The organism is Lacrimispora sanguinis (assembly GCF_044987295.1).
GTDB classification, from domain to species: domain Bacteria; phylum Bacillota; class Clostridia; order Lachnospirales; family Lachnospiraceae; genus Lacrimispora; species Lacrimispora celerecrescens_B.
Map to the genome: position 1 here is coordinate 3,469,080 of NZ_CP173277.1, position 25,628 is coordinate 3,494,707.

Annotated in this window: 26 protein-coding genes and 1 tRNA gene; 19 read left to right on the forward strand and 8 right to left on the reverse strand. The window is 44.2% G+C overall.

The features are described 5' to 3' along the window. Positions 1-199: 199 nt before the first annotated feature. From ACHZES_RS16100 to ACHZES_RS16120, 5 genes are all read left to right on the forward strand, one after another. The gene (locus ACHZES_RS16100) at positions 200-805 is read left to right on the forward strand and encodes a hypothetical protein (RefSeq protein WP_395547121.1); all 606 of its coding nucleotides are present in this window, start codon (positions 200-202) and stop codon (positions 803-805) included. Beyond that, complete coding sequence (locus ACHZES_RS16105; protein ID WP_395547120.1) at positions 802-1,200, forward strand: hypothetical protein; 399 nt, start codon at positions 802-804, stop codon at positions 1,198-1,200. The genes ACHZES_RS16100 and ACHZES_RS16105 overlap by 4 nt, the downstream gene beginning before the upstream one ends. A 38-nt stretch (positions 1,201-1,238) precedes the next feature. After that, on the forward strand, positions 1,239-2,765 hold the full coding sequence (locus ACHZES_RS16110; RefSeq protein WP_288830483.1) for a hypothetical protein: 1,527 nt from the start codon (positions 1,239-1,241) through the stop codon (positions 2,763-2,765). 316 nt (positions 2,766-3,081) lie between these two features. Beyond that, on the forward strand, positions 3,082-3,606 hold the full coding sequence (locus ACHZES_RS16115) for a V4R domain-containing protein (protein WP_038280294.1): 525 nt from the start codon (positions 3,082-3,084) through the stop codon (positions 3,604-3,606). A 45-nt stretch (positions 3,607-3,651) separates the two neighbouring features. Further along, on the forward strand, positions 3,652-4,899 hold the full coding sequence (locus tag ACHZES_RS16120) for a diguanylate cyclase (RefSeq protein ID WP_395547118.1): 1,248 nt from the start codon (positions 3,652-3,654) through the stop codon (positions 4,897-4,899). A 68-nt stretch (positions 4,900-4,967) separates the two neighbouring features. Here ACHZES_RS16120 and ACHZES_RS16125 read toward each other — a convergent pair whose 3' ends face one another. Both ACHZES_RS16125 and ACHZES_RS16130 read right to left on the reverse strand, forming a co-directional pair. Then, complete coding sequence (locus ACHZES_RS16125) at positions 4,968-6,329, reverse strand: sensor histidine kinase (RefSeq protein ID WP_395547117.1); 1,362 nt, start codon at positions 6,327-6,329, stop codon at positions 4,968-4,970. Positions 6,330-6,343: 14 nt separating this feature from the next. Further along, a complete protein-coding gene (locus ACHZES_RS16130; protein WP_404820247.1) occupies positions 6,344-7,117 on the reverse strand; it encodes a LytR/AlgR family response regulator transcription factor in 774 nt (257 codons plus the stop codon). 263 nt (positions 7,118-7,380) lie between these two features. On the opposite strand from ACHZES_RS16130, the gene ACHZES_RS16135 reads away from it, so the two are divergent. The 9 genes from ACHZES_RS16135 (at position 7,381) to ACHZES_RS16175 (ending at position 16,702) form a co-directional block, all read left to right on the forward strand. After that, positions 7,381-8,079 (forward strand): flavodoxin family protein, encoded by a 699-nt coding sequence (locus tag ACHZES_RS16135; RefSeq protein ID WP_395547115.1) that lies wholly within the window; start codon positions 7,381-7,383, stop codon positions 8,077-8,079. A 381-nt stretch (positions 8,080-8,460) separates the two neighbouring features. Further along, positions 8,461-8,778 (forward strand): rhodanese-like domain-containing protein, encoded by a 318-nt coding sequence (locus ACHZES_RS16140; RefSeq protein WP_154524998.1) that lies wholly within the window; start codon positions 8,461-8,463, stop codon positions 8,776-8,778. A gap of 99 nt (positions 8,779-8,877) precedes the next feature. Then, positions 8,878-9,336 carry a SufBD protein gene (locus tag ACHZES_RS16145; RefSeq protein ID WP_395547114.1) on the forward strand — a complete coding sequence of 153 codons (459 nt, stop codon included), beginning with the start codon at positions 8,878-8,880 and terminating at the stop codon, positions 9,334-9,336. A gap of 445 nt (positions 9,337-9,781) precedes the next feature. Continuing rightward, the gene (locus ACHZES_RS16150) at positions 9,782-10,492 is read left to right on the forward strand and encodes a GntR family transcriptional regulator (protein ID WP_038280306.1); all 711 of its coding nucleotides are present in this window, start codon (positions 9,782-9,784) and stop codon (positions 10,490-10,492) included. Between the two features lie 140 nt (positions 10,493-10,632). Next, positions 10,633-12,021 (forward strand): hypothetical protein, encoded by a 1,389-nt coding sequence (locus tag ACHZES_RS16155; RefSeq protein ID WP_038280309.1) that lies wholly within the window; start codon positions 10,633-10,635, stop codon positions 12,019-12,021. A 222-nt stretch (positions 12,022-12,243) separates the two neighbouring features. Further along, positions 12,244-14,382 carry a hydantoinase/oxoprolinase family protein gene (locus ACHZES_RS16160; protein ID WP_395547113.1) on the forward strand — a complete coding sequence of 713 codons (2,139 nt, stop codon included), beginning with the start codon at positions 12,244-12,246 and terminating at the stop codon, positions 14,380-14,382. 6 nt (positions 14,383-14,388) lie between these two features. Further along, positions 14,389-15,165 (forward strand): hypothetical protein, encoded by a 777-nt coding sequence (locus ACHZES_RS16165; protein ID WP_395547112.1) that lies wholly within the window; start codon positions 14,389-14,391, stop codon positions 15,163-15,165. A gap of 18 nt (positions 15,166-15,183) precedes the next feature. Further along, positions 15,184-16,233, forward strand: coding sequence for a 3-dehydro-L-gulonate 2-dehydrogenase (gene yiaK, locus ACHZES_RS16170; RefSeq protein ID WP_038280315.1), 1,050 nt, complete (start codon positions 15,184-15,186; stop codon positions 16,231-16,233). 16 nt (positions 16,234-16,249) lie between these two features. Next, positions 16,250-16,702, forward strand: coding sequence for a YhcH/YjgK/YiaL family protein (locus ACHZES_RS16175; protein ID WP_038280317.1), 453 nt, complete (start codon positions 16,250-16,252; stop codon positions 16,700-16,702). A gap of 47 nt (positions 16,703-16,749) precedes the next feature. On the opposite strand, the gene ACHZES_RS16180 is transcribed toward ACHZES_RS16175, so the two are convergent. Next, positions 16,750-17,397: a GntR family transcriptional regulator gene (locus tag ACHZES_RS16180; protein ID WP_154524988.1), complete on the reverse strand. Its 648-nt coding sequence runs from the start codon at positions 17,395-17,397 to the stop codon at positions 16,750-16,752. Positions 17,398-17,576: 179 nt separating this feature from the next. On the opposite strand from ACHZES_RS16180, the gene ACHZES_RS16185 reads away from it, so the two are divergent. The 4 genes from ACHZES_RS16185 (at position 17,577) to ACHZES_RS16200 (ending at position 21,282) form a co-directional block, all read left to right on the forward strand. Continuing rightward, positions 17,577-18,266 carry a cyclase family protein gene (locus tag ACHZES_RS16185; protein WP_038280320.1) on the forward strand — a complete coding sequence of 230 codons (690 nt, stop codon included), beginning with the start codon at positions 17,577-17,579 and terminating at the stop codon, positions 18,264-18,266. 15 nt (positions 18,267-18,281) lie between these two features. After that, complete coding sequence (locus ACHZES_RS16190; protein ID WP_038280322.1) at positions 18,282-19,196, forward strand: ketopantoate reductase family protein; 915 nt, start codon at positions 18,282-18,284, stop codon at positions 19,194-19,196. Positions 19,197-19,345: 149 nt separating this feature from the next. Further along, positions 19,346-20,221 carry a dihydrodipicolinate synthase family protein gene (locus ACHZES_RS16195; RefSeq protein WP_395547111.1) on the forward strand — a complete coding sequence of 292 codons (876 nt, stop codon included), beginning with the start codon at positions 19,346-19,348 and terminating at the stop codon, positions 20,219-20,221. 38 nt (positions 20,222-20,259) lie between these two features. Beyond that, positions 20,260-21,282 carry a zinc-binding alcohol dehydrogenase family protein gene (locus ACHZES_RS16200; RefSeq protein WP_395547110.1) on the forward strand — a complete coding sequence of 341 codons (1,023 nt, stop codon included), beginning with the start codon at positions 20,260-20,262 and terminating at the stop codon, positions 21,280-21,282. A gap of 42 nt (positions 21,283-21,324) precedes the next feature. Here the strand turns inward: ACHZES_RS16200 and ACHZES_RS16205 are convergent, their stop codons facing one another. The 4 genes from ACHZES_RS16205 to ACHZES_RS16220 are packed head-to-tail and all read right to left on the reverse strand — an operon-like array spanning position 21,325 to position 24,154. Continuing rightward, positions 21,325-22,152: a M28 family peptidase gene (locus ACHZES_RS16205; protein WP_395547109.1), complete on the reverse strand. Its 828-nt coding sequence runs from the start codon at positions 22,150-22,152 to the stop codon at positions 21,325-21,327. Positions 22,153-22,154: 2 nt separating this feature from the next. Beyond that, positions 22,155-22,679, reverse strand: a complete 525-nt coding sequence (locus ACHZES_RS16210) for a YhcH/YjgK/YiaL family protein (protein ID WP_395547107.1) — start codon at positions 22,677-22,679, stop codon at positions 22,155-22,157. Positions 22,680-22,734: 55 nt separating this feature from the next. Then, entirely contained in the window at positions 22,735-23,520 is a 786-nt protein-coding gene (locus ACHZES_RS16215) for an SDR family NAD(P)-dependent oxidoreductase (protein WP_395547106.1), read from the reverse strand. Next, positions 23,510-24,154, reverse strand: a complete 645-nt coding sequence (locus ACHZES_RS16220) for a GntR family transcriptional regulator (protein ID WP_242843098.1) — start codon at positions 24,152-24,154, stop codon at positions 23,510-23,512. Before ACHZES_RS16220 ends, ACHZES_RS16215 begins: the two co-directional genes overlap by 11 nt. Before the next feature lie 610 nt (positions 24,155-24,764). Between ACHZES_RS16220 and ACHZES_RS16225 the strand changes: the two genes are divergently transcribed. Continuing rightward, positions 24,765-24,837, forward strand: a tRNA-Gly gene (locus ACHZES_RS16225). A gap of 431 nt (positions 24,838-25,268) precedes the next feature. Here ACHZES_RS16225 and ACHZES_RS16230 read toward each other — a convergent pair. Continuing rightward, positions 25,269-25,514, reverse strand: coding sequence for a hypothetical protein (locus ACHZES_RS16230; RefSeq protein ID WP_395547105.1), 246 nt, complete (start codon positions 25,512-25,514; stop codon positions 25,269-25,271). Positions 25,515-25,628: the final 114 nt, after the last annotated feature.

Consider the following 25,628-nt stretch of genomic DNA (forward strand, 5'->3'; position numbering starts at 1 on the left):
CAATGCCTCTAAGTCAGTAATCGATATTTATAATTAGGAACACGAAAAAACGTATTCATAACAACAATGTCCCACGCCCTTCCATTGACTGTTATGATTTTGCCAGGCAATTTTGATGGAAATTAGCGAAGTACACACAGCACAACTCTCAGTGCTTTATGGTAAAAAAAATAATTAGTTAAGGAGAAGTTAAAAAGTTATGAAAAAGGTTAACACGGGTTATTTTGCACAAATTATGGGTCTCAGGCTGGCGCTATTGGCTGTTATTATAGCAATACCAATATGCATTACGTTATGGAGGTTACCGCAGATATATCTAATAATCGGGGCTTTTCTGTCATTTGCAATTATTCTCATTTTCTTTTGGCTTCCAAATGTAATACTGGACTCCAATCTGGATAAAAATGCACGTCTTCATGAGCAGGCGCTTGAGAAACAAGGTTTTATTCTCGATTATCGCTTTAATTCCGGTAATGGAGTTTTCTACATGGATTCTACCAATGGTAAGTTTGCTGTTGTTTTTAAGTATAATCCAAAGGAACTACAATTCATTGATGGAGCTGCAATCGATAATATCCGTACCCATGACGGGAGGCAGCTTAATAACGGTACCCAACAGGTCAGCTGCCGTTTCACACTTCACGGCCATAAGCAGAAAATAGTCACCCTCCGAGTCAGCGGAAATGGTACTATTCATATGAAAGACCCTGTGGTGCTGGAAGCAATTTCAAAGGCGGATATGATATGTGAAAGATTAAATGCGATAAAAAACAGAGCTTTTTTACAAGAGGATAAGCAGCTATGAGTCAAAGTATAAGCATATTAAACCGCATTATAAATAAGCTGTTGTTTGCATTTGTTTTTCGGGAACCCAAGTGTAAGGAATGCCGTGTGAAGATAGAAAAGGAGGAAAAGCTCCTTTTCCTTATTCCCGTATGGACAGATCAGGAGAATAGCGCGTCCCTGGATTACTATTGTAAAAACATGCGGCCTATTTCTTCTGTCCATGAAATTCCTACAGGACAACGGGCTTGCAGGGTGCTTCTATATTTCTGTCCTCAATGTGGGGAGAAAAAGATCCGCATTGATGACTTCTTACTTGTCAGGAACGAGGAAGTAGTTCATGATACGGAGTATTATGATGAAACGGCTCTAATCAGTCTATTGAATGCCGCAAACAAATTCTCAGGGAATAAATGACCATAGCTTTAACTAAAAAAAGCGTATTGGAGGAAGACATGAAAAAGAAGATTATATGTCTGCTGCTGGCTGTGGTCCTATGCCTGGGAAGTACTGGCTGCGGAAACTTTGCGGCTACAGAAAAGCTTTCAGCTGAAGAGGCTGTAAATGCATTTTTAACTGCATACCAACAGGGTGATTATGAAGGGATCAAACCATTTATCGACAAAGAGAACCAGCTTCATCGTCTTTTTGCGGCGTTGGGAAAAGAGAACACTTCAGCAATAAATAAAGTGTATCAAGAGGTACATAAAAGGACCAGGGATCTGATATTTACCGCTGCTGCGGTGGAGGGGCAAGAGTTATATGGATCTGTGACGGTACGGCTAAAAACGACATATATAGCAGCCCCTATAAGTGAGTCGATGAACGCCGCCCTCTTGGAGCAAGTGAAAAATGGCGGTGATGCTTTTGCAGATGTTCCTTCATGGCTGAGCCAGGGTATTGATCATTCTGGAAGCGAGGAAGATGAGGAATTTACGGTATACGTCAGTTCCCGTGATGGGAAGATGGTCATTACCACCGGCGCCAATCGGGATTTTTTTGACGCCATTAGTGGTGGCTTTTATAAGTATCTCAATATCACCATGACCACATGTACCTCAACCGACGGTTTTGTCATCCAGCTTGCAGCTATTGGTGACAATATAGTGGGAATGGTACAGACAGAAACTGAGCCCTATCATGCATCTGAAGGTGCCGAAGACGAAGCAGTCATCCAAGATTATATTGATTCATTTTCATCAATTAATGGTGTTGTTGGTGGGGCGCAGATTATCGACAATGATCTTATCACCCGGTTCGGTGTAAATTTCGGCATTGCCAGTAGCACTGTTTTGGCGAATATGGGAATTATCAGCGGTAAAATCAGCAACTTTGATAGGAGTCACCTTAGTCTGAAAACCACTATCAGCGGCTTTCAAAATGACGGAATGATTTGTGAAACTACTGACTTTGGCGGTTCAGGACAATTGGGAGATAAAGGTCCGCCCTCTTCGCTGCCTTCCGAGGCAAACACCTCTTTGCCGTCGAGTGGGGCGGTTTCTTCTGAAATACCCACTACAGACAAGGCTGATACGATGACTTTTCCAAAAAAATTTGGTTCTTATGCAGTACCGGTAGGCTGGGTTGAGAGTGAAAAATACTCAACAGACAATAAATTTTTCTACGTGGCTGACGGGACACAGGAGGAAAAGCGCCCTAATAACATATCGGTGGAAACGGGTAGCAACCGGTATGCGAAAGATAAGCACGAGCAGTTCCGCAACGCCATTGAAAACCAGCTTGTCGCACAGCTCAAAGGAACCGGGGCAACCATTAGCGGCGATGGTTCCTATACGGCACAAGGCTATACCCTCTACACATTTGTTATTGATTTTCTGGAAGATGAAGAAGTTGAAACTCAATACTATATCGTAGGTGACCGTCAGTATGTATTCGTATACGAAACAGCCTTTGGGGATACTACTGAGACCGACCGTGCCGCAAAGATGATTGTGGACAGCTTCGTATGGGCAGAAAAATAAATACTAGATATGCTGGACGGCTTTCAAACCCCGTTTTTCCCCCTTCTTTATTTAGGACATTAAAAGGCCAATTTAAAACGGGTGAATCATGATTATAAAACAAATCTTGTACAATATGATAAATATACATTTCTCCCAATGTATCGTAAGCCTTCCGAATCTGTTGCGGGCTGGTAAAGAGTTATGAACTCTCTCCCGCGTACGAAAGTGCAGAATCGGCAGAGGCTTTGTTATAATACCAGTTCCTATGTCTATTGCATATTTAGGAACCTGTTGGTAAATATTTTTTTGCAGTACATTTTAAGGAGGAGTTTTTATGCGTCATGAAAGCAAACCGTCTCAGTTTACCTGGGAATGCCTTGGAAACATTGATGAGGGAAGAAAGAATTTGGGCTCTGATGTACCGGTGCTTATTTACCGTCTGCTGCAATATACCTTAAAGGATATCCTGGCCCGTGAATACGATGAGGAGACTGCCAGCCTCCTGTATAGGGCTGCCGGGCACCTGGCAGGCAAAGAACTGGCTAAAAATGTACTGGATCTTTCAGGTGATTTTGATTTCTTCATAGCTAACTTAACAAATAAGCTGATGGAGCTTAAAATTGGTATCCTGCGTATGGAAAGAGTGGATATGGATTCCCTGTCATTTACTCTGACCGTTTCAGAGGATCTGGATTGTTCCGGCCTTCCCATTTCCGGAAAGACGGTATGTGATTATGATGAAGGTTTTATTGCGGGGATTCTGGAAGTCTATAGCGGATGCCAGTTCCGCGTTAAAGAGATAGATTGCTGGTCTACCGGGGATCGAACCTGCCGGTTTGCGGCTGAGAGCCTGGAATAATGGGGGGCGGGAGTTAAGGTATGAGTAGTAATAAGGAGGCAGGGGATGAACCAGGAAGATCATAAGATGCTTATGACAATACAGAATTTATTCGATAATCTGCTGTCCGGCAGACAATGCGATACTGTGGAAGCCGATGACTCTGCGCAGGAATGGCGGAAACTAATTGGTCAGATCAATCAATTGATTCAGAATATATATGAAATGAACCATTTGGCGCTTGACTTATCGGAAGGCAGGCTGAATGGACCGCTTCCTACCCAATACAATTATCTGTCCGGCCCTCTTAAGCAGCTGCACTCACGGCTTTCCGTTTTGACCCAGAGCGGGAAATTGCTTCAAGAAGGATATGTAGTCAGCAAGCTTGAATATCCTGGAGAACTGTACGATATGTTCAACGGATTGATTGACTGGGTTTCGGACGCATCTATAAGGGATAATGGAGAGGCGGACTGGAAGGCCCCGGCGCCTGTCAGCAGCTGGCGTTATCATCAAATTCTCCAGGCACTGGATCTTCTCCATGTTTTCGTGTTAGAGGTGGACTTTAGCGGACATTTGGTATATGCCAATCGCCTTGCCAAACAGATGTTAGGGGATATTGAATACCTGACTTTTCAGCATGTGCATGGAAATGCTTTGCTGACGCTGATTGTAGAGCTTGGGGACCAGGATTGTTTTCCAGTTTTTCGTGAAGTTTATGATGATAGTAATAACACCTGGTATCGGGTTATGTCAAACAGGTGCCTGTTGCCCAATGGCCAGGTGCTGTACCTGTATGTGATCGAGGATGTCAGCGATTGGAAAACCAGAGAACATCGTTTGCAGCTGACTGCAGCGACGGATACCATGACGGGCGCTTATAACCGGGAAGCAGGGCTGAAGGAACTGGAAAAGACCTTGTTATTCAGTGATGTTACAAGCTGCCTGGCCTTTATTGATATTGACCGCTTAAAGGTTATCAATGATACATATGGTCATGATGAGGGTGATTACACCATTAAGAACATTGCGCAGGTGATCTTGCACTCCATTCGCAGTTCGGATGTAGTCTGCCGATATGGCGGCGATGAATTTTTTATTATCTTTAAAAACTGTATGGAAAATACGGCTGAAAAAATTATTACAAGAATGTACTGCGAACTGAAAAAGCTGGAGAGCACAGCTTCAAAGCCTTATGAGATATCATTCAGCCACGGCATATTGTCTTTTAACTCCGAATCTGGATATACTACGTCAATTTTACTCCAGGAAGCGGACCGGAGAATGTATGCATGCAAAAAAAGAAAAAGGTAAGAGAAGATTTAAAAACTGGTATTGTAAATCGGGGCAAGGCAGCATAAACGGCTTGCCCCGATTTATTTTCAGTCAGTCAGTTTTTCGCTTGACCTGGGAATATGGACCCTGACCAGAAATGTCTTGCTTTCAAAATTCTCTTCATATATTACAAATCCGCCCAAACTCTCTGCAATTTGTTCTACGATTCTTAATCCTAGTCCGTGACTTTGCTTATCTGGCTTTGTCGTAAGGAACTTTCCGTTGTGATTGAGTGATTTACCGTCATAGGAATTGACCACTTGAAGTGTGACCCAATGCAGCTCATTAGCACTGACAATGTCTATAAACCGATCTGAAACAGGAACCTTTTGGCATGCTTCCACTGCATTGTTGGAGTAATTTGAGAAAATACGAATCGCATCAATTGTCGACAACCCCGTGTTGCGGGGGATAAACACGTATGATGAAAGGCGGATTTCATTTTCTTCGCAGATATTAGTAAGATCCTGAAGCATAGCGTCAAGAACAACGCTGTCGGAATATTTTTTATGGACAACTACCTTCTTCTGCATCTCCTCAAACATGCCATCGATCAGCTGAAGGGCTTTTTCATTTTCATTCGCCCGGATCAATGGTTTTAATAATCCCATCATAGACCGGTAGTCGTGTTTGAATTCCCGGAAGCTTTCCGTATATTTCTGATATGAATTGTAATGCCGCACCTGCCGTTCATACTGCTCTTCCAGCATTTCCATTCTCCATTGGTATTCCTGCAGCTCCGTGCTCTTAATAGATTGGTAAATCGCGTAGATGAGCATGCCAATGGTAAGAACATAAGCTCCTAAGCCTACTTTTACATACCACATGCCATAAGGAGATAAGATGTTATCGGATAACAATATATCGAAAGGAAATAAATCACGACCGGAATTAATGACAACCAAATTAGCTGCGGCCGTAATTTCATATGTAACGACATATTTAAGCTGACTGCGGTTATGCAAAAAGAGCCTGAGCTTGTCATCGGGGAGGATGGTCTTATATAAGATTGTTAAGAATAAAAGAACGAATGGAAGGACCAAAACTGTGCTTGCATAGTAAGCCTCAATGTTAGAAAGATCATGGTTGCAGAAGATAAATGCACTGATTACAGCAAATATGCCGCGGAAGCAGTAAGCGAATAATACCGAGCAGCTTCCTCCGTAGGCTGCCTGCAGCCAGTCCATTCCAGTGGTATATCGAAGCCCGATGGTCATGGCGATCATAATTACCGGAAGTCTTAACCACCGTACATCTGTCGGGTTTAGGAAGATATACGACGTGGAAATGATTGCCAGGATAAGCAAAACTTGAATAGGCCTTCTCCTTTGAGCAGGAAAAAGCTTGCGGTAGTAAAGCAAAAAGGCATAATAATACAGGAGAACTACTGGGATAACAAGATAGATCATAGCTACTCCTTCTTCTAAGATAAAATTTTGGAATTGTAAATGTGAAAACGCGAAATATAATTAGAAAATGCCCTTTTTAGGGATTGAACGTAAGTAACTCCTACAGGAACTGTCTCTCCTGTTTTTAACTGAACGGTCTGCTGCCTAAAGATCGCAATGTAGGACAGATGAATCAGGTAAGAACGGTGTGACCGCACAAAGTTTTTTCCGGAAAGCTTATTTTCTATGCGCTCCATGCTGCCATAGAATTTCGCTGTTTTTCCATCGCTGTAATGTACCGTTACAATTCTTTGCCAAATTTCAAAATAAGAGATTTGATGGATTGGAATTGCACTTGTCTTGCCGTCAAATTCGAAGGTAAATAATTCCTCCTCTTTTTTCGAGGCAAGTTCTGCTGCTTTCAGAAATACCTCCTCAAATTTCTCTGTACTTGTATTATCTTTTAACAGATATTGGAGAGCATTTACATCAAATGCCTCATAAACATAATCTTCATAACTGGTCAAAAAGACGATCTGTGCTTTACAGTCGTAATCCCTCAGCTTACGGGCCGTCTCCATCCCGTCTGTTTTGCCCATCATGACATCTAAAAATATAATATCTGTTTGTTCAGGAGCTTCGGAATAATGAAAGAGCAAGGATTCTCCGCTAAGATAACTGGAAAGCTGGATGTTTATCTGATGCTTCTTCGCAATTTGGAAAATTAACTCCGCGTATTGATTGATCGCACACTGGTTGTCATCGCATAATGCTATTTTCAGCATATTTTGTTTAACTCCCTTCTTCATATAAAACTAGTTTATAAATTTTCCTTTCATGTTGGGAAGAGGCCAGTCTGTATTTACCGCCATATTTACTAAAGGGGCTTATCTTTCGTATGGACCTTACGGTTATATGATAATATTTAGGATTGGATACGTCAAGTAATTCATCCTTTACATCGGCGTGTAACCCAAATTATAGCTTTGGTGGTGAATTTTATACTTTTCTGTTATAATACTACTTGGATATTCCTTTGCCTTTATGGATTCTTTTACAGGAGGGTTGATCTATGAAAATTACTGTGATCTATGCAACGCAGCGCAAGTCAAAGTCCAGTACTTACAACATTGCACAGCGATTTATACAGAATCTTTCGGAAACAGATTCTGTAAAGGAATTTTTTCTCCCAAAAGATATGCCTAATTTTTGCATAGGCTGTTGGAACTGCTTTACCGATTATAGGAATTGTCCGGATTATGGTTATTTAAAACCAATTTTAGAGTCCATGCTTGAAGCCGATCTGCTGATTTTTACAGCACCGGTTTACGTCTATCATGTCCCGGGGCAGGTAAAGGCGTTTCTTGATCATTTTGGATACCAATGGATGGCTCATCAGCCGAGAAAGGAAATGTTTCACAAGCAGGTTCTTCTTATTTCCACGGCTGCAGGTGCAGGTACAAGGTCTGCGCTGCGGGATTTAAAGGATAGCATGACTTTCTGGGGTATTTCTCGTATTTACGCATTTGGAAGGAACATCCATGGAAGCGATTGGGACACGGTAGCCGACAAAAAGAAGGCAAAGCTGCAAATGGAAATTGACAGGCTTTCGGTTAAGATCAAGGGGAAAGACAGGCCGGTAACTCCTTCTTTAAAGGTCAAGACTTTATTTCTTGTTATGAGATTTATGCATAAAAAGTTTCATTTTAACCCTGCGGATGTACATTACTGGGAATCCCTTGGCTGGCTAAATAAAGAGAGACCATGGTGATATATATTTTACCCATGGGTGTTTGCCCTGTGAGCTGTTCGTTTGCAAATGCAGATTGCTGTTTAAAAATTATTCAAGTATAATCACCTTCAGCTGCGGGCTGGCATGTGTATTTACAGTGCACCGGTCCGGAGGAGCTGCTAAAGACGGCTGTTGTGGCGCTCTATGCGGCTAAGAATCAAGGCAGGAACCGAATTGTGATATACGACGGTCCCATAAAGTGCAGGAACCGGAAAAGCTGGAACCATGCCCTAACTTTTCTCTTTTGACAATAGGAATAATTCTTATTAATGTAACAATGTCACTGAGTCCTTTTTATTAAGGCGGTATAATTGGAGCATCGTTATAAGAATTATTTTAAATTAAGAAGGAGATGCTGAGATGAGCATATTTAATTTTTTTTCTAACCGTTCGGATTTTGCTTCAGGAGTTGATCAGGCTAACAACACGCCCAATGCTGTATTGCTGGATGTGCGTACGGCACAGGAATATATGGAAGGCCATATTCCCGGCAGCGTTAATATGCCGTTGGACCGGCTGGAATCCAATAAGCTTAACAAAAACAATCCGGTTTTTGTTTATTGCCGCAGCGGAGCCCGCAGCAGACAAGCCTATCGTTACTTAAGTACGAATGGTTATTCCGTTACTGATATAGGCGGTATTGCCGATTACCACGGCAAACTGGAGAAGGGAAAATAACTGGAAATGTGATCTGGCTTTTGATATCCACAATGATTTTGGGAATCGGGCATATAGGTTTTCATCTGCAGCACTGCAGGGAAATGGAGGGTAACGGCAATGGGAGAAATCGAAGAATTAGTGAATGGGTTAAGAAATCAAGATCATAATTATGCTTATCAATGCCTGAAACAGCTTGAAGAGGAATGTGGCCATTCCGATACCGTATACCCCTATTTTGATTTTTTCACAGAAATGCTTCATGACCCAAACTCATATGTCAGAACAAGGGGCATCATCTTGATTGCCGCTAATGCCAAATGGGATAAGGAAAACCGGATTGATGAAATCATTGATGAGCTTTTGATGCATGTGATGGATGAGAAGCCTGTCACGGCAAGACAGTGCATTAAGGTTCTTCCTCAGATTGCCGCAAGTAAGCGCCTTTTGGCTGAGTGTATTATCGATGCGCTGGAAACAGCCAATCCACAAAGATATAAAAGCAGCATGCAAACACTGATATGCAAAGACATTCAAAATGCACTGGAAAGCATTAATTGCGTTCAACGAGAAATATAAACATTTCATCAAACATGAATTTATAAGATTTTTAATATGGAGTCTCGCAATATGACTGGATCACGGTCATGGAGCGGGGCTTCTTTTTTTATGAAAACGCCTGTTTATCGCTTGACAATCCTTGATAATGGCAGATTTTTAGAGGTTGCACGACAACTTGTATGCAATCTTTAGAATGAGCCATTTTTGGTAAAATTTGGATCATATTTGTGAATAAAATCAGAAGATTACTAATTGATTAAAAAAAAATGTATAAAATGCTAATGAAATAGTTGATTTTAAAGTATGGATATGATATATTTTACAATGCAAACAATAAACAAAAGAATAAAAAAAGGCGTATTTTCAGTACTGATATGCATTTACCGGGATACTGATGTGCAATCCTGATTGATGCTTGTGTGCAATAGGATGCCAACAGTTTTCGTAGGGAGGGAAAAAAGTGATGGAAGTGGAAGTAGGAAAAAGCGACCAGAGGAGCGACATCTATAATCAGCTGCGCATGCAGATATTGAATTTGGATATTCGGCCAGGAGAGCGGCTGAGCGAAAATATTTTGTCCAGCCAGATGAATGCCAGCCGGACTATGGTGAGAGATGCCCTTTCCCGCCTGGTAGAGGAAGGATATATTGTGGTTTACCCTCAGAGGGGAACCGAAGTCACGCTGCTTGACAGCGAACGGATTAGGCAGTCCGTTTTTTCTCATAATGTGCTGGAACAGGCAATCATTGAGGAAATATGCCGCCAGGGTCTTACGAAAACTCAGATTGAACAGCTGGAAGAGGTCCTTAACTATCAGAAATACGAGTTAAATAAAGAAAATCCCATTGATTTTCTGATCGTGGAGCAGCAGCTTCATTATCTGCTTTCTACCTTTTGCGGTCATGAGTATGTCTGGGAGGTTTTCCGGACTATGGATTGCGATTTACTGCGTTTGAATTATCTTCAGTATACGACATTTAACTATAAGACAGACATGTCTTCCCTGACGAGCCTTGAGCACGTCCAGGTGGAGGGACGCCTTTTGCTTGATAATCTAAAGCGCCGGGATGCAGAAGCTGCATGCCTGATCTGCGCGAATCATTTTAATTCGGTTCTTTGGAATGCGGGAACGCTTCGGGGAATCTATCCACAGTTCTTTTCCGGTCAGGCGTAAAAACCGGCCCGGATGGAAATAAATATTTATTATTATGATGAAAGGAGTATGGGTAGAAGTTTGAGAGAGACTGCCGCCTTAAGGGAAGGGCAAGAGAGTTTGCATTGCATGGAGAATAAAAAGTCATAGGAGGTATTACTTTGGAGTACATTATTGGAATCATTTTATTAATTTCTTTCTTTGGCCTGGCGTATTACTGTATCAAGGGTCATAACCTGATGATCGGCTTCCTGCTGATTACGCTTCTTTGGACCATTCTTCCAATTGGAGGAACATTATTTGCAAGTGAAGCATTTCTGGCGTCTAATCCAATCCTTCAGTTTGGAAAAGACAACACACTGATTGCAGCTTTAAACAAGATTTACCAGTCTGCTCCTGAAGGTTGGGGAACCACTCTGGTAAACGTTTGCTGGGGTGCTTGGTTTGGCCGCGTGCTTATGGATACTGGAATTGCTTCCACTTTGATCCGTAAGACCGTTGAATTAGGCGGAGACAAGCCATTTGTTACAGTAGCGCTGTTAAACATTGTTACGGCTCTGATCTTCACGGCCATGACAGGAGCCGGCCCGGTTATCGCAATCGGCGTTATCGTGCTTCCAATCCTTATGTCTCTGGGTATTCCCAAGTCTGTTGCACTGTTCACATTTATGGGTTCCGTTGCTTCAGGTATTTACTTAAACCCAGTAAACTTTGCACAGTATCGTGCATTCTTTATTAAACCAGAAGAGATGCCAGAGTTTACCCTTGGCTGGTATGCATCACACTGGGGTTATGCTGCCCTGGTTATCATGCTGGTTGCAACAACAGTACTGGCTGCTTTTTACTTAAAGCGTGCAAAAACCGTTCATGCTTGGGCCGCACAGACCCGCAGCACAGCATCCGAACAGAAGAATGCTCCTTTCTACACACTGCTTCTTCCTATCGTACCTGTTATTCTTAAGATCTGGCTGGATTTCTCCGTAATCGGCGGCTTTGTAATCGCAGGATTCCTGGCTCTGTTCCTTTGCGGAAGAATGAGTGGAACGTTCAAAGAGAATTGCCAGCTTGTTAACAAGCTGTTCTATGATGGTGTAGTAGATACCGCTCCACTAGTAGGATTCCTTCTTACTCTGCCTATGTTTAACCAGGTAGCAGCTTATGCTTCTCCTTACTTCAAGGTGATTTTGGGCAACGTAATGCCAAAGAGCGAGATCGTTGTCTGTATTGTATTCGCTGTTCTGCTTTGCATGGGATTGTTCCGTGGACCGATGACTTTGGTTGGCTGTGGAGCTGCTACCCTTGGCGTATTGTCCAATGTTGCTTCCTTCTCTGTACCGTTCTTATATGCGGTATTCGCTATTCCGACAATTACAGTAAATATCGGAAGCTGTATCACCCAGTCATGGGTTGCATGGGGACTTGCTTATACAAAGGTAGAATCAAGAGATTTCTTGAAGCTGTCCATCCCCAATGCATATCTTACCGGTGTGCTGCAGTACGTTGCAACCTTTATTATGCTGGGTGGACTTGGCGCCGCTTGGTTCCTATAATAGGAATATTTACAGCTGTTCGATGAACAGGATAAAAACTCGCACTCTTCTAAACTAAGATAGATTACCCATAGGTCCGGGCGCGCCTTTGCGCACCCGGACGCTTTTCAACATTCATCTGAATGAGGGATTAAATATTGTTAAAACTAAGGTGCAAACACCTAGCAGGTTTACCTTTATGCCAGAATGTGTGGCAAAGAAATGGAAAGGAATGGAAAATAAATGGCAGAACGAATTCACAGACCGGTTCGTATGGGGATTGACGTAGGCGGTACCTATACCAAATGCGTTGCAATGGATAACGATACCCATGAAATTATCGGAAAAAACGAAGTAAAGACGACACATGACCACAAAGACGGCGTTGCTGCCGGTGTTGTGCAGAGCTTTAAAAACTGCATGGACGAAAATGATATCTCTCCGGAGGATGTGGTATTTGTGGCTCACTCTACCACCCAGGCTACCAATGCCTTTATTGAGGGCGATGTGGCTAGCGTTGGTGTCGTAGGAGTAGCAGGGGGTGGTCTTGAGGGCTTTCTGGCAAAGCGCCAGCTGGCTTTAAAAGACATTGTGTTAGATGAAAAAGTCGGCCGTATGATCAAGGTGTATAATACCTTTATTAAGAAGAAAATGCTGACAGAAGATATCATCAACAAGAACATCGATGATCTGCTTGCCCAGGGCTCCCAGGTAATGGTGGCTTCCATGGCTTTTGGCGTGGACAGCATGGGTGAAGAGCAAATGATCCATGACTGCGCAAAAAAGAAAAATGTGCCAGTTACAATGGCTTCCGATATTACAAAACTTTACGGACTTACCCGTCGTACCCGTACGGCGGCAATCAATGCTTCCATTCTGCCGAAGATGATGATGACTGCAAATGCTACAGAAACCTCAGTAAAATCTGCGGGCGTTAACGTGCCCTTAATGATTATGAGAGGCGACGGCGGTGTTATGGAAATCGGCGAGATGAGAAAGCGTCCGATTTTAACGGCACTTTCCGGTCCTGCAGCATCGGTTATGGGCTCTCTCATGTATCTTCGTGCTTCCAATGCCATCTATTTTGAGGTTGGTGGAACTACCACCAACATTGGAGTCATTAAGAACGGCCGTCCTGGTGTGGATTATGCCAAAATCGGCGGTCATGACACCTATATCAACTCTCTGGATGTCCGGATCTTAGGCTGTGCAGGCGGCTCCATGGTCCGTGTGAATGATAAATGCGTGGTAGACGTAGGTCCCCGTTCCGCTCATATCGCCGGCTGTGAATATGCCTGCTTTATGCCGGAAGAAGAGATCGTTGATCCACAGATCGAAATGGTCAGCCCAAAACCAGGTGATCCGGGCGACTATGTAACCCTGCGGTTAAAGAACGGAAAGCGTATCTGCTTTACCAATACAGATGCTGCAAACGTTCTGGGCCTTATTGATGAGAAATACTTTGCCCACGGCAATGCGGGTTCCGCCAGAAAAGCAATGCAGCCGGTCGCTGATAAGCTTGGCATTACAGTAGAAGAATTGGCTACCCAGATTCTGGATAAGGACTTTGAAAAGATCGACGCCTGCATCAACTCCCTGGCTGAAAAGTACAAACTGGATCATGACAGCATGAAACTGGTAGGCTGCGGCGGCGGTGCTGCTTCCCTGGTACCTTACTGTGCAGGCAAGATGGGACTGCAGTACAGCATCCCGGAAAATGCAGAAGTAATTTCTTCTATTGGTGTAGCTCTTTCCATGGTTCGTGACGTGGTAGAGCGTGTGATACCAAACCCAACACAGGAAGACATCCGTGAGCTAAAAAAAGAGGCGGCAGATTTAGCAGTCAGCTCAGGCGCTTCTCCTGATTCCGTTGAGATCCATATAGAAATCGACAGCCAGACAGGAAAGGTAACGGCCATAGCCACAGGATCCACAGAGGTAAAGACCACAGATCTTTTAAAGGCATGTGAGGAGCCGGAGGCTTGCGAGCTTGCATTACAGGATTTCGGTCCCAAGATTTGCAATGTAAAATTGGCTGAGATGACAGACAAGTTTTATGTTTATAAAGGGGAAAAAGACGGTAAATCACCTCTGCGTATCGTAGACAGTAAAGGATTCATTAAAGTGCAGTGTTCCGACGGTGTTGTAGAGAAATGTAAGGTAAAGGATTACGAAGAGGTTGTAGAAAAGCTTTGGAAGGAAAATGCTGTGTTTAAGACGGATACCGTGCTGCGTCCTGATTTCTTTGTATGCTTCGGACCCAGAGTATGCGACTATAGTGCAGTAGACTTAGAGCAGGTTATGCTTCTTATGAATCTGGACTTGGGAGACCGTGAACCAGAGGAAGATGTCCTGATCGTAGCTTCCGTACAGGAGATTTAATCGATTATGAAGAAGGAAGAGTTTCGGAATGCCCTAAAGCCCATTACAGATGGACTTTTCGGAAAGCAGAGGACAAGCGTGTATGAGCGCCCCCACTTTGATGTACGTCCAATCGAAGACATGATGAATGACTTAGCGGAAATAGACCCGGTGGAATGGTATTCCTATGCATTTTCCAGAGAGCCGTTAAATGGAAAGTTTAACGAAGAGCAGCGAAAGGAATGGATGGAGAAAAGCCTGGCCTGCGGCAGAGAATATGCACAGAAGGTTTGTGAAAAGTACCAGACCAGGGATCCTAAGAAGCTGGCACAAGCCATGGGCATGGATATCTCTTTTCCGGAATTCCCAGAGAAAACCGACCGTGTGCTTTTCGCTGAATACAGGGTACCCAATAAAATCTGCATCTATATGGATGCGGTGAAAAAAGGGGAGAAGCTCTTTGACAGACCGGGGATTTCAAATTTGCTGACAGAGGGACTTGATATCAGCCGCCTTCTGCTGTCTCACGAGCTATTTCATCACGTGGAAGAGCAATACCATCATGAGATTTTCACGAAGACAGAAAAGGTCAGACTGTGGTCCCTTGGTTTTCTTCATAATGATTCCAATGTGATCGCTTTCAGCGAGATTGCAGCAATGGGGTTTGCCCAGGAAATCATGGGGATCACCTATTCCCCCTATATAATGGATGTATTTTTGGTCTATGGCTATTCACCGGAAGAAGCCAGTGGACTTTACGAAGAGATGATGGTCTGTGCGGGGAGAACACCGCGGACCGCCTAAAAGAAAGCAGGAGAAGATATGAGTTTAAAAATTCCATATGAGACAGTAAAAGAAACAATTAAAAAAGCGTTGTTAAATGCCGGACTTACTATGGAACAGGCTGAGGTTTGTTCAACCATCCACACCCAGTCCAGTGCAGATGGTGTTGAAAGCCATGGATTAAACCGTGTTCCGCGTTTTGTAGAATATGTACAGAAGGGCTGGGTGGATCCAAAGGGAAAGCCAGAGCTTATAGGAGCCAGGGGAGCTGTTGAAAATTACGACGGACATTTAGGAATCGGTATTACCAATGCAATGTTTTGCGCAGATCGGGCTATGGAGCTTGCCAAAGAACATGGGATCGGATGCGTTGCCTTAAGGAATACGACTCACTGGATGCGGGGCGGCACCTATGCCTGGAGAATGGCAGAGGCTGGTTTCATGGGCATGAGCTGGATCAATACGGAGAGTTGTATGCCTTTATGGGGCAGTGATGAGCCGGGTGTTGGAAATAACCCGTTCTGCATTGCCATTCCAAGAGAGGATGGCCCGATTGTTCTTGATATGGCGATGAGCCAGTATGCTTATGGAAAGCTTGGAGTTTACCGTCTGGCAGACAAAAAGCTTCCATTCCCCGGAGGTTTTGATAAAGACGGAAACTTAACGGATGATCCGGGTGCCATCGAGGAGAGCAGGAGGATCCTTCCCACCGGTTACTGGAAGGGAAGCGGCATGGCCATTGCGCTTGATTTGGCAGCTGCACTCATGGCAAACGGAAAGAGTGGTTTTGATATGGATGAGGAAGGAAGAGGAAGCTGCACCGGTTGCTGCCAGATCTTCATTGCCTATGATCCATATCTTTTCGGAACAAAGGAAGAAATCCAGGAAATGCTTAACCGACGTGTTGCTGCAGCGGATGCAAGTCATCCGGAGCGGGAAGGCGGCCAGGTTACCTGTCCTGGAGAACGCACCATTACCACAAGAGAACGCAGCATGAAGGATGGTGTGTCCGTAGATGAGACTGTCTGGTCCCAGGTGGTTGCGATCTCAGAAGGCGATTTAAATACAAAGGACATTGCAAGCAAATAAAAAGGAGAGAAAACTTATGCTTTTTTCTAACATTTCAGTTGCAGAAAAATACGATTATCTGGAAGATAAATTCCGTGCAGCCTATGATTGGCTGAAAGTAACGGATATCCGTTCTTTGCCGGCAGGAAGCTACCCGGTCAAGGGAGACATGGTGGTGGCAAATGTACAGGAATACACTACATTTCCGGCAGAACAGGGATCCTTTGAGACCCATGAGAAATATTTTGATATTCAGTATCTTGTTTCCGGAAGGGAACAGTTCGGTGTATGCAAAAGGGACGGCTTAAAGGTAAAGGAACGGATTGAGGCAAACGATGTGATTTTCTATGAAGAACCGGAATTTAGCGGAAGTGTTCTGTTAGAAGAAGGGGATTTGATCATTGTGGCTCCTGAAGATGCCCATAAGCCCCGCTGCGCGGCTGGTAAGCCTTGTGATGTAAAGAAAGTTGTTGTAAAGATCGCACTTTAAAAACAAATCTGTCCGGCCTCTCGTAAAACCAGGCCGGACAGAAATCGTTAAATGATATTCATATTCAAAGGCATCATAAGGTGTGTGATCAGGACATTATAGGCCTGGAGGCTATCCCCTTTTTTCAGATGCTGGTAAAAGGATAAATGCTCTTCATAGGTCGCCTGTGCACGGCCGGCGACGGTCAGGGCATTGGCAGTGGTTAAATGTATGGTATAGAGAAGGCGCTGGAACAGATGGTTAAATTCGCTGTTCTCAGCGAAATGGACCAAAAGCATATGGAACTTGTGGTCCTCTTCTGTAAAGGATTCCGGGAAATTCTTTGCAGAGAGAGCAGCTTTTTGCCTGGTAAGGGATTCTTCCATATCCTTTAAAAGTATGTTCACCCTTTTTTTATCATCGCAGCCTGCGGCCAGATGGACACAAAAACCCTCAATGGCACAGCGTACCTGAATGGATTCCCGCATGGTCTCCTTGTCCAGACGCCGGATCATGAATCCGCGGCTGGGAATGATGGTGATATAACCTTCCTGCGAGAGATATTGAAGTGCCTCACGCAGAGGGGTCCGGGAAATACCCAGCTCCTTTGCCATTCTGGTTTCCGAGTACAAAACCTCTGAGTCCAGGGATTTGGAAAGGATCTGTTCTTTGATTGTATGATAAGCCTGATATTGCAGGGAACCGGTATCGTTCATGAATGACTCCTGTCGTTTTTGGAAATACCAGACAACCTTGTCTGGCCATAAGTGCTACGGAAAATATCATACCTGAAAAGAACCATGAAGTCAATAAAAAAAGATTGACCGGTATACCGGTATACTGGTATAATAGATAGAGAAAGAAAAACCATTTTATAACATAGGAGGTACAAACAATGAGCGCATATGAACTGGGAAATGGGTTACGAGTTATTGATTTAACAAAGCAGCTGGATCCGGCAACTGAGACAAGACGGTGTCATTTATTCCGTTTTAACACAGGTGGCCCAATCCCGGATTGGCACACGATTATGGATTTGACCAGCCATTTAGGTACTCATGTGGAATGCCCATACCACCACAATGATAACTGGACAGACGTACAGGGTCTGCCTATCACCACTTTCATGGGTCGTGCGATCCTTGTAAACATCGATCATATGGAACCTAACGGCAAGATTAAGGGTGAAGACTTAGAAAAAGCCTGCGGCGACCGCATCAAAGAGGGAGATATCGTTATCCTGGATTCCCCACGCAAGCTTGCTCCATTTACTCCTGCTTCTAACACGAAAGAGGATGAGCGTCTTTTCATCTGCCGTGAGACCGCAGAATGGTTAAAGGAGAAGAAGGTAAAATGCGTTGGCTTTGGCGACGGTGTATCCATTGAGAGCAACAACGAGGATGTATGCGCATTCCATGACGTTCTGATGGAAGTTAATGTGGTATTCTTAGAGGTATTAAAGAACTTAGAAGAGCTGACCACTGACACATTCTTCATGTCCTACGCTCCAATGCCAATCAAAGGACTGGATTCCTGCCCGATCCGCGCATATGCCATCGAGGGAATTGCGGAATTTTCTAAATAATAGAGGGTGAAATTGATGAAGATTGCTGTTATAGGGGCAGGGGCCATGGGTTCCATCTATGGTTCCCACTTATCTCTGAACAATGAAGTATATATGGTAGATACGGCGCCAGCCGTTGTGGAGCACATTCAAAAGGAAGGGATCAAGCTTCTGGAAGATAACGAAGAGCATGTTTACCATCCCAATGCTGTTACTTCAACAGAGGGTATGGAACCAGTAGATCTTGTCATTCTGTTCGTTAAATCCTTATATTCCAAAGCAGCACTGGACACAAACAGAAGTTTAATCGGTCCTGGAACTTATGTGATGACCTTGCAGAACGGTTCCGGCCACGAGGATATCCTGGAGGAGTTTGTTTCCAAGGATCATATGATCATCGGTACCACAGAAGACAATGGCGCAGTTTTGGGCCTTGGCTATGTGAAACGAGGCGGTACAGGCAATACCAACGTAGGCATGCTGGTAGAAGATAACGCGCAGTTCCTTCCAAGGCTGAAAGAAGCTTTTGAATGCTGTGGCTTTCGGGTAAATGTCCATTCCAATATCCAGCAGCTTATCTGGAACAAGCTTTTTACTAACGTATCATTAAGTGCTGTCACAGGCATCCTTCAAGTGGACATGGGGTATATTGCATCCAATGAACATGCCTGGAACATGACTGTCCGCCTGATTAAAGAGGCGGCTTCCGTAGCCCGTGGTCTGGGCCTCCTTGCGGATGACGATGAGATCATAGAAAAGGTAAAGAAGACCTCGGAGATGTCTCCAAACGGCTGCACCTCCATCCGTGCAGATCTGCAAAATGGACGGAAAACAGAAGTAGATACAATCAGCGGCTCCGTAGTAAGGGCTGCGAAGAAATGCGGCATTCCGGTACCGACCCATGAGTTCCTGGTGGAAATGGTACACGCTATGGAAGACAAAAGCCGGTAACAGGATATAGAAAGAGGCTGGTTTTCCGCCGCAGGGTTTATGCGCTGCCGGATACCGGCCTCTTTATCTATTATTAGTCAGTCTGACCCAGAGAAGGGGTTTAAAACATGTACAGGGGAAAAGTCAAATGATAAGGGGGATTACAAATCATGAAGAAATTATATGTTGCTTCCATCACTCCGTTTAAAGAAAATGGTGAAATCAATGAGTCCGCTGCAAGGCAGCTTTGGGAGAGAAATATTTCAGAGGGAGCGGATGGATTCTTTATCGGGGGAAGTTCGGGAGAATGTTTTCTGCTGACCAGAGAGGAAAGGGTTCGCTCCTTTGAACTTGCTTCAGAATATGTAAACCGTGCAGATATATTCGCTCATGTAGGATCCATCAGTACAGAGGAAGCCGTATTCTATGCGAAAAAGGCAAAGGATATGGGCATCCGGAATATAGCGGCGACTCCTCCGCTTTACTTTGGATTTTCTGAGAGGGAGATTGCAGGATATTACTACGATATTGCAGAAGCGATCGGCCAGCCGGTTCTTTATTATAACATCCCCTCCAGCACCCACAGAGAGCTTGAAGTTTCCCATCCGGATATTCAGGCGCTTTTAAAATCCGGTGCAATAGGATCTGTAAAGCATACCAATCTTAATTTGCTTCAGATGGAGCGGATGAGGAACATTAATCCTGATATTAAATGCTTCGGCGGTTTTGAAAGCTGTATGGTGGCTTTCCTAGCTTTTGGCTGTGACGGCTTTATCGGAAGCAGCTTCAATTTTATGCTGCCCCAGTTTAAGCTCGTCATGGAGCATTATTTAGAAGGCAGGGAGGAGGAGGCCAGAATCCTTCAGACCAAATGCAACAACATTCTGGATGTGCTTTTAAAGAATGGATTGTGCGCGAACCTAAAGTATATCGTTTCCAGCCAGGGAATCCCAGCCGGAGAAGTAAGAAAACCCATGCTGCCTCTGACGCAGGAGAAGAAAAACGAGATGGATTCTGTGCTTGAGCAGTATCTGGAAATCCATTAGGGAATCTGATTTAAAATTATAAAGGAGATTTAAGACTTATGAAAGCGGTACAGATTGTAAAACCTTATGAGTTAAAAGTCATTGATGTAGAAATGCCGGTTATAGACGAAAAGAATAATGTACTGATTAAAATGACCGCTGCAGGAATCTGCGGCTCCGATGTAGGTATTTACCATGGAACCAATGCCGCAGCTACATATCCCAGGATCATTGGACATGAAATGGTAGGAAAGGTGGCGGAAATAGGCTCTTCTGTCAAGAATTTAAAGGTGGGTGACCGTGTGATCATCAACCAGGTGACAAGCTGCGGCCATTGTTATCCCTGCCGGATCGGACGGGGCAATGTATGCGACCATCTGGCTGTACGCGGCGTCCACATTGATGGAGGCTACCGCGAATATATGGCCGTACCGGAATCAGACTGCTATGTTCTTCCGGATTCCCTTTCTGATGAAGATGCTGTTATGATCGAACCTGCCACCATCGGCATCCAGTCCTGCACCCGTGCGGAGCTGGATAAGGATGACATGCTTTTGATTTATGGTTCCGGCGCTCTTGGAAGCTCCATATTAAAGACTGCACGTTTAATCTGTGATCATATCATTGTTGCGGACATCCAGGATGATAAGCTGGAAACTGCTAAAAAGAACGGGGCTGCTTATACGATCAATACCTTGAAAGAGGATCTTCAGGAAAAGGTAAAGGAATATACTCACATGAGAGGAGCAACGGTTTCCATAGATGCTGTTTGCAGTAAGGATTCCCTGACCCAGCTTCTTCAGGCCACCGGAAATGCCGGTCGGGTCATGACCATGGGATTTTCTACGTCTCCTACGGAGATTACCCAGTTTGCCATCACTTCCAAAGAGCTGGATGTAAGAGGTTCCCGTCTGCAGAATAAGATGTTTGGAAAAGCCATTGAACTGATTGATGAGGGAAAGCTGGATCTAAGCGGCTCTGTTTCTCATACCTTCCCGTTGATCCGCGCCCAGGAGGCGTTTGATTTTGTGGACAGCCATGATCCGTCTATTCGTAAGATTGTTCTAACCTTTGATTTTTAATCATCGTTTATCTCCAAATAAATCAAGCGGTTCCTTCTGTATCTAAAACAGAAGGAACCGCTTTTTCTTATCTTCCGGAGCGTGCAGTGCATCCATAAGATATTCATATATACGTGTCATGGCTTCCGGCTCCACCCATTCAGGTGAGTCTCGATAGCCACCGTGCATGGTGCTTGATACATCCATCTGACTGAGGATCATGTCAAACTCCGGGGGATGTCCTAAAAATCCACTGCCCAGATTGGAAAGGGCATTTAGATACTGGATATCCCAACGTGGAATGGAGGCTATGCTGATCGCAGGAATTCGGAGTCCGGAGAAAGAGGCTTCGTCGCTTTTCGGCAAAAATTTGACTAGGAGACCATTGTGGGCTTTCAAGATTTCCTTGTTGCAGAAAGCGCGTACAGACTCTTTTTTTGCATTCCCCCTGTCATAAACTGCAATGGTATCTCCGTAACCGCATACATCCACATTAATCACACCGGTAATGGCCTGGCGGTCCATTTGGCTGACGTAATGACGGCTTCCCGAATTGCCTGTTTCCTCTCCGTCAAAAAATGCGAAACGAGCAGGATAATTTTCGGTGCGGAGGGCCTTTGCGAGAGCAACCAGGATGCAAAGAGAAGCAGCATTGTCATTTGCCCCAAAGCTTCCGTAAACGGCATCGTAATGGGCACAGAACAAAAGGCTGGGCCTGTTGTCTTCCGGAGAAATCAGATAATTAATGATTCCTCTGGGAGCATTGGGCGAAGGCGCTTCTTCCTGACGTTCAAAGGGCAGGTTTTCCTGCTCCAGGACCTTTTCCAAAGCCATACGGCGCAGGTCAGGATCCTTCATGGAAAGTTCAGTCAGATATTTGTTCAGGCTCATAATCATTCCCCCTGCGAGGCTTCGCCTGACAGGCAGCTTTCAAAAGGCACTTTTATAACGATCTTGCGGATCGCCGCAGGGCTATCTCCGACCTGGATAGCGGGGATATGGACATCCCAAGGGAAATAAATGGCATAGGTGCCTGGAACCATGTGGATGCGTCCCTCCGGAGCTTTTGGATCATTGCGGAAGAACAAAATATCCCTGGGAGTATCTAGAAGATCTTCGTCTACCTGTCCGGTTTCGTCTTTACTGTAAAAGCCGGCTTCTTCCGGACCGCCCTTGGCAAGAAACTGTACGTCTATATTTTTTCTGTGAATTTCCGGACGAAGGTTCTCCCGGTCTTTTGTGTCTAAATCAAGGACCTGCAGGATGACCGGCAGTCCGTCCAGTTCTATATTAAAAACCCCAGGTTCATGAGCTGCCAAATCGTTGTCCTTTAAAAAGCGAATGGCACTTCGCAGGGGAGCGGGCAGAACAGAAAGCTGTTCCTCCAGCATGGGTTTGTAAATGTTTCCAAAAATCATGGGTAATTCCTCCTGTTTTATGGATTATTGAATTCTTTCATCGGTAGGCCGCCTGTTACTGCATGGCCGTTAAGCCTCCGTCCACGCCAAGGATCTGGCCGGTTACAAAGGAGGCGGCATCGCTGCATAAATACAGTGCGGCGGCAGCAATATCCTCTTCGCGGCCGATGCGCCCAAGAGGGATGCGGTCCGTCAGCTTTTCATAAAATACTGGGTCATCCAGCTGGAATGAGTTAATAGGCGTCCGAACAAAGGTGGGAGCGATGGCATTGCATGTTATGCCATATTTTCCCCATTCACAGGCTAATTGCTTTGTGTACATATTGGTTGCGCCTTTGCTGGTGCAATAAGCGATATAATCCTGTTTCGTTCCGATAAAGCCCTTTACGGAAGAGAGATTGACAATACGCCCATATCGGTTGGGAATCATGAAACGCTTTCCTACCGCCCGGGTTACCGTGTGAATACCTTTTACATTTAAGTCCATTACCTGGTCAAAGGTATCTTCATCGTAATCCTCCGCCGGCAGCAGACGGTTCATCCCGGCGCTGTTAACCAGGATATCAATACGGCCAAATGCCTTGTCCACCTGATCAAGCATTTCTGCCACGTCAGCCCGGTCACGGATGTCGCAGCGCAGGGAAAGAAAGCTGCGGCCGGTCTGCGTTGCTTCTTCCTCAAGTTGGGCAGCCTTTTCCGGATGGCCGCCGCATACGGCTACATCAGCTCCGTTTTGCAGGAAGGCTCTGGCGATGGCGCTTCCCAAACCCCCGGTTCCTCCCGGGATCAGGGCTTTTTTTCCAGCCAGTGTAAACATATTATGATAAATATCATTTTTCATAAAGAAGCCCTTTCTGTTCCTGAAGACTGGTATTTGTCTGTTCTTTATTATTTTCGATAAAATAATCCGGATAGCGTTCCTTTAAAGGCGATATGAGCAAAAGAATCCGGGCCAGATGATGATGGTAAATGGTGCACGCCCGGTCTGTATCCCGTTCTGCCAGTGCATCAGTAAGCGCAGTTAAATCTCTGAGAAAATCTTCCATTACGGAAGCATCGGAGGCAGATAAGTATAGAAGCCTTTGTAAGTCCATCCCGGCTTTCTGGACGGGTTCCCAGATGAAGTCCATCTTGCCTGCCAGATCATAAAGCAAATGATAATATTCGGTGATCAGCCGGACGGACTGGGTTAGGTCCTTTTGGGCCAGATAGTCCTCCTGCTGCATCAGGTTATGATAAAGTATATCAAACTGAGGCCGTTTCACTTTTTTAATGAAGATGTTTTGAAGCATAGCTGTCCCAAGCTGCTTATTGATCCATAAAGTTTGCTCAATCCGGTTTATGTCAATCCTGGATACAAAGGCGCCCTTTTGGGGGATTACGTCCACCAGATTTTTACGGGAAAGCTTGTAGAGCGTATCATGGACCGGCGTACGGCTTATGTTCAGCGCGTCTGCAAGTTCTACCTCGTTCATCTTACGGCCTGGGGGCAAATGAAGGTTCAAAATGAAATGCCGGATAATCCGGTATGCATATTGGCGTGCATCTTCCGTATGTCTCCGGGGCGGCAATTTTTGAAACGGTATGAGTGACATGTAAAACTCCGTTCTGCGGCCTTAATCGGCGGCACAAATCAAATAAATAACGCCATAGGCGTTGGTGGCTGTCCTGTGTTGCCATCTAAATTTAACATAAGGCTTGTCTGATACATGTCTTTATAAGAGTACCAGGTATGGACAGGACAGAATTGAAACTTGTAGGCAATATCTATCTATATTTTATCATTCTTTGCTGAAAAAAGCTACTGAATTTGATACTGCAGGCGCCGGGAGCATGCCGTTGAAGATGCCTGTAATCTGCGGGCCGCCTTAAAATCTATGATCCCTCAGAAACAGGAGGAAAGAACAAATACATCGGCCATGCTCGGATTGAGAAGTGCATGTCCAAAAGAGTTGAAATTAGTAGGTATTTATGGAAATATATAGTACAAAACAACAAAAAAATGATATGAACCTCTTGCATTTATTAAAAACGTATGATATAATTCTAGTGTTGTAGCAATTGAATAAATTTTATAATTTTTATGCGCGAGTGGCTCAGTTGGTGGAGTACGACCTTGCCAAGGTCGGGGTCGCGGGTTCGAGTCCCGTCTCGCGCTCTTCTTATTTGTAGCGGAAGCCTAGGTTTTAACCGGGTTCCGCTATTTTAGTTTGTCTATCAGCCTGTAGTCAGTGGTAGACTACCTAAAAACTTTCTCAGTCATATGTTTCCTGTTCTGTTAATGAATTATAAATATATCCGAGGTAATCTATTCATTTTCCCATTTGTTTTTATACGTGATTTTCAGTGCGAGGAATATGTCATTTTATACGTCATCGTCTGATATCATAGCTGGCTGACTACCGGCCACCAGACGGTTGAAATAGAATTTGCGAAAAAAATATTGACACTATCAATAGTTTCTGGCTTAAAGGTTATGGACAAGCAAAATGCTATGTATAACAAAGAAGATATTGATAAGTTTGAAACAAAGATTGAGAGAAGATAGCATAAAAATATGCCACCCTTTAAGGGTGACATAAGTGCTTATTAATCATCATCTTCATCCATAAGCCCTTTAACAAAATCAACCATGGCATCGTCCCTATTGGGAGCAAACATATCATATTTTAACGCGTCATATTCGCTAACTTCGCGAGTTCCACACTCAAATTTTTTATTGTCTGGGCATTTGAGAAAGTATTCTCCTGTTGATCTATTTTGGCTCCATTGAAGATCTAATTTGTGTTTAGTGCAAATGTATTTTCCATCTGCATTTATTCTGATATTATCCATACTTATCCCCTTTCATATGTATCTGTTTGATGGATTTTAGCATAGCTTTAGAGGAAAAGCAAGGTTTATTTTGGTTTAAACGGCCATTAAAACTATAGCTATACAGTACAATTT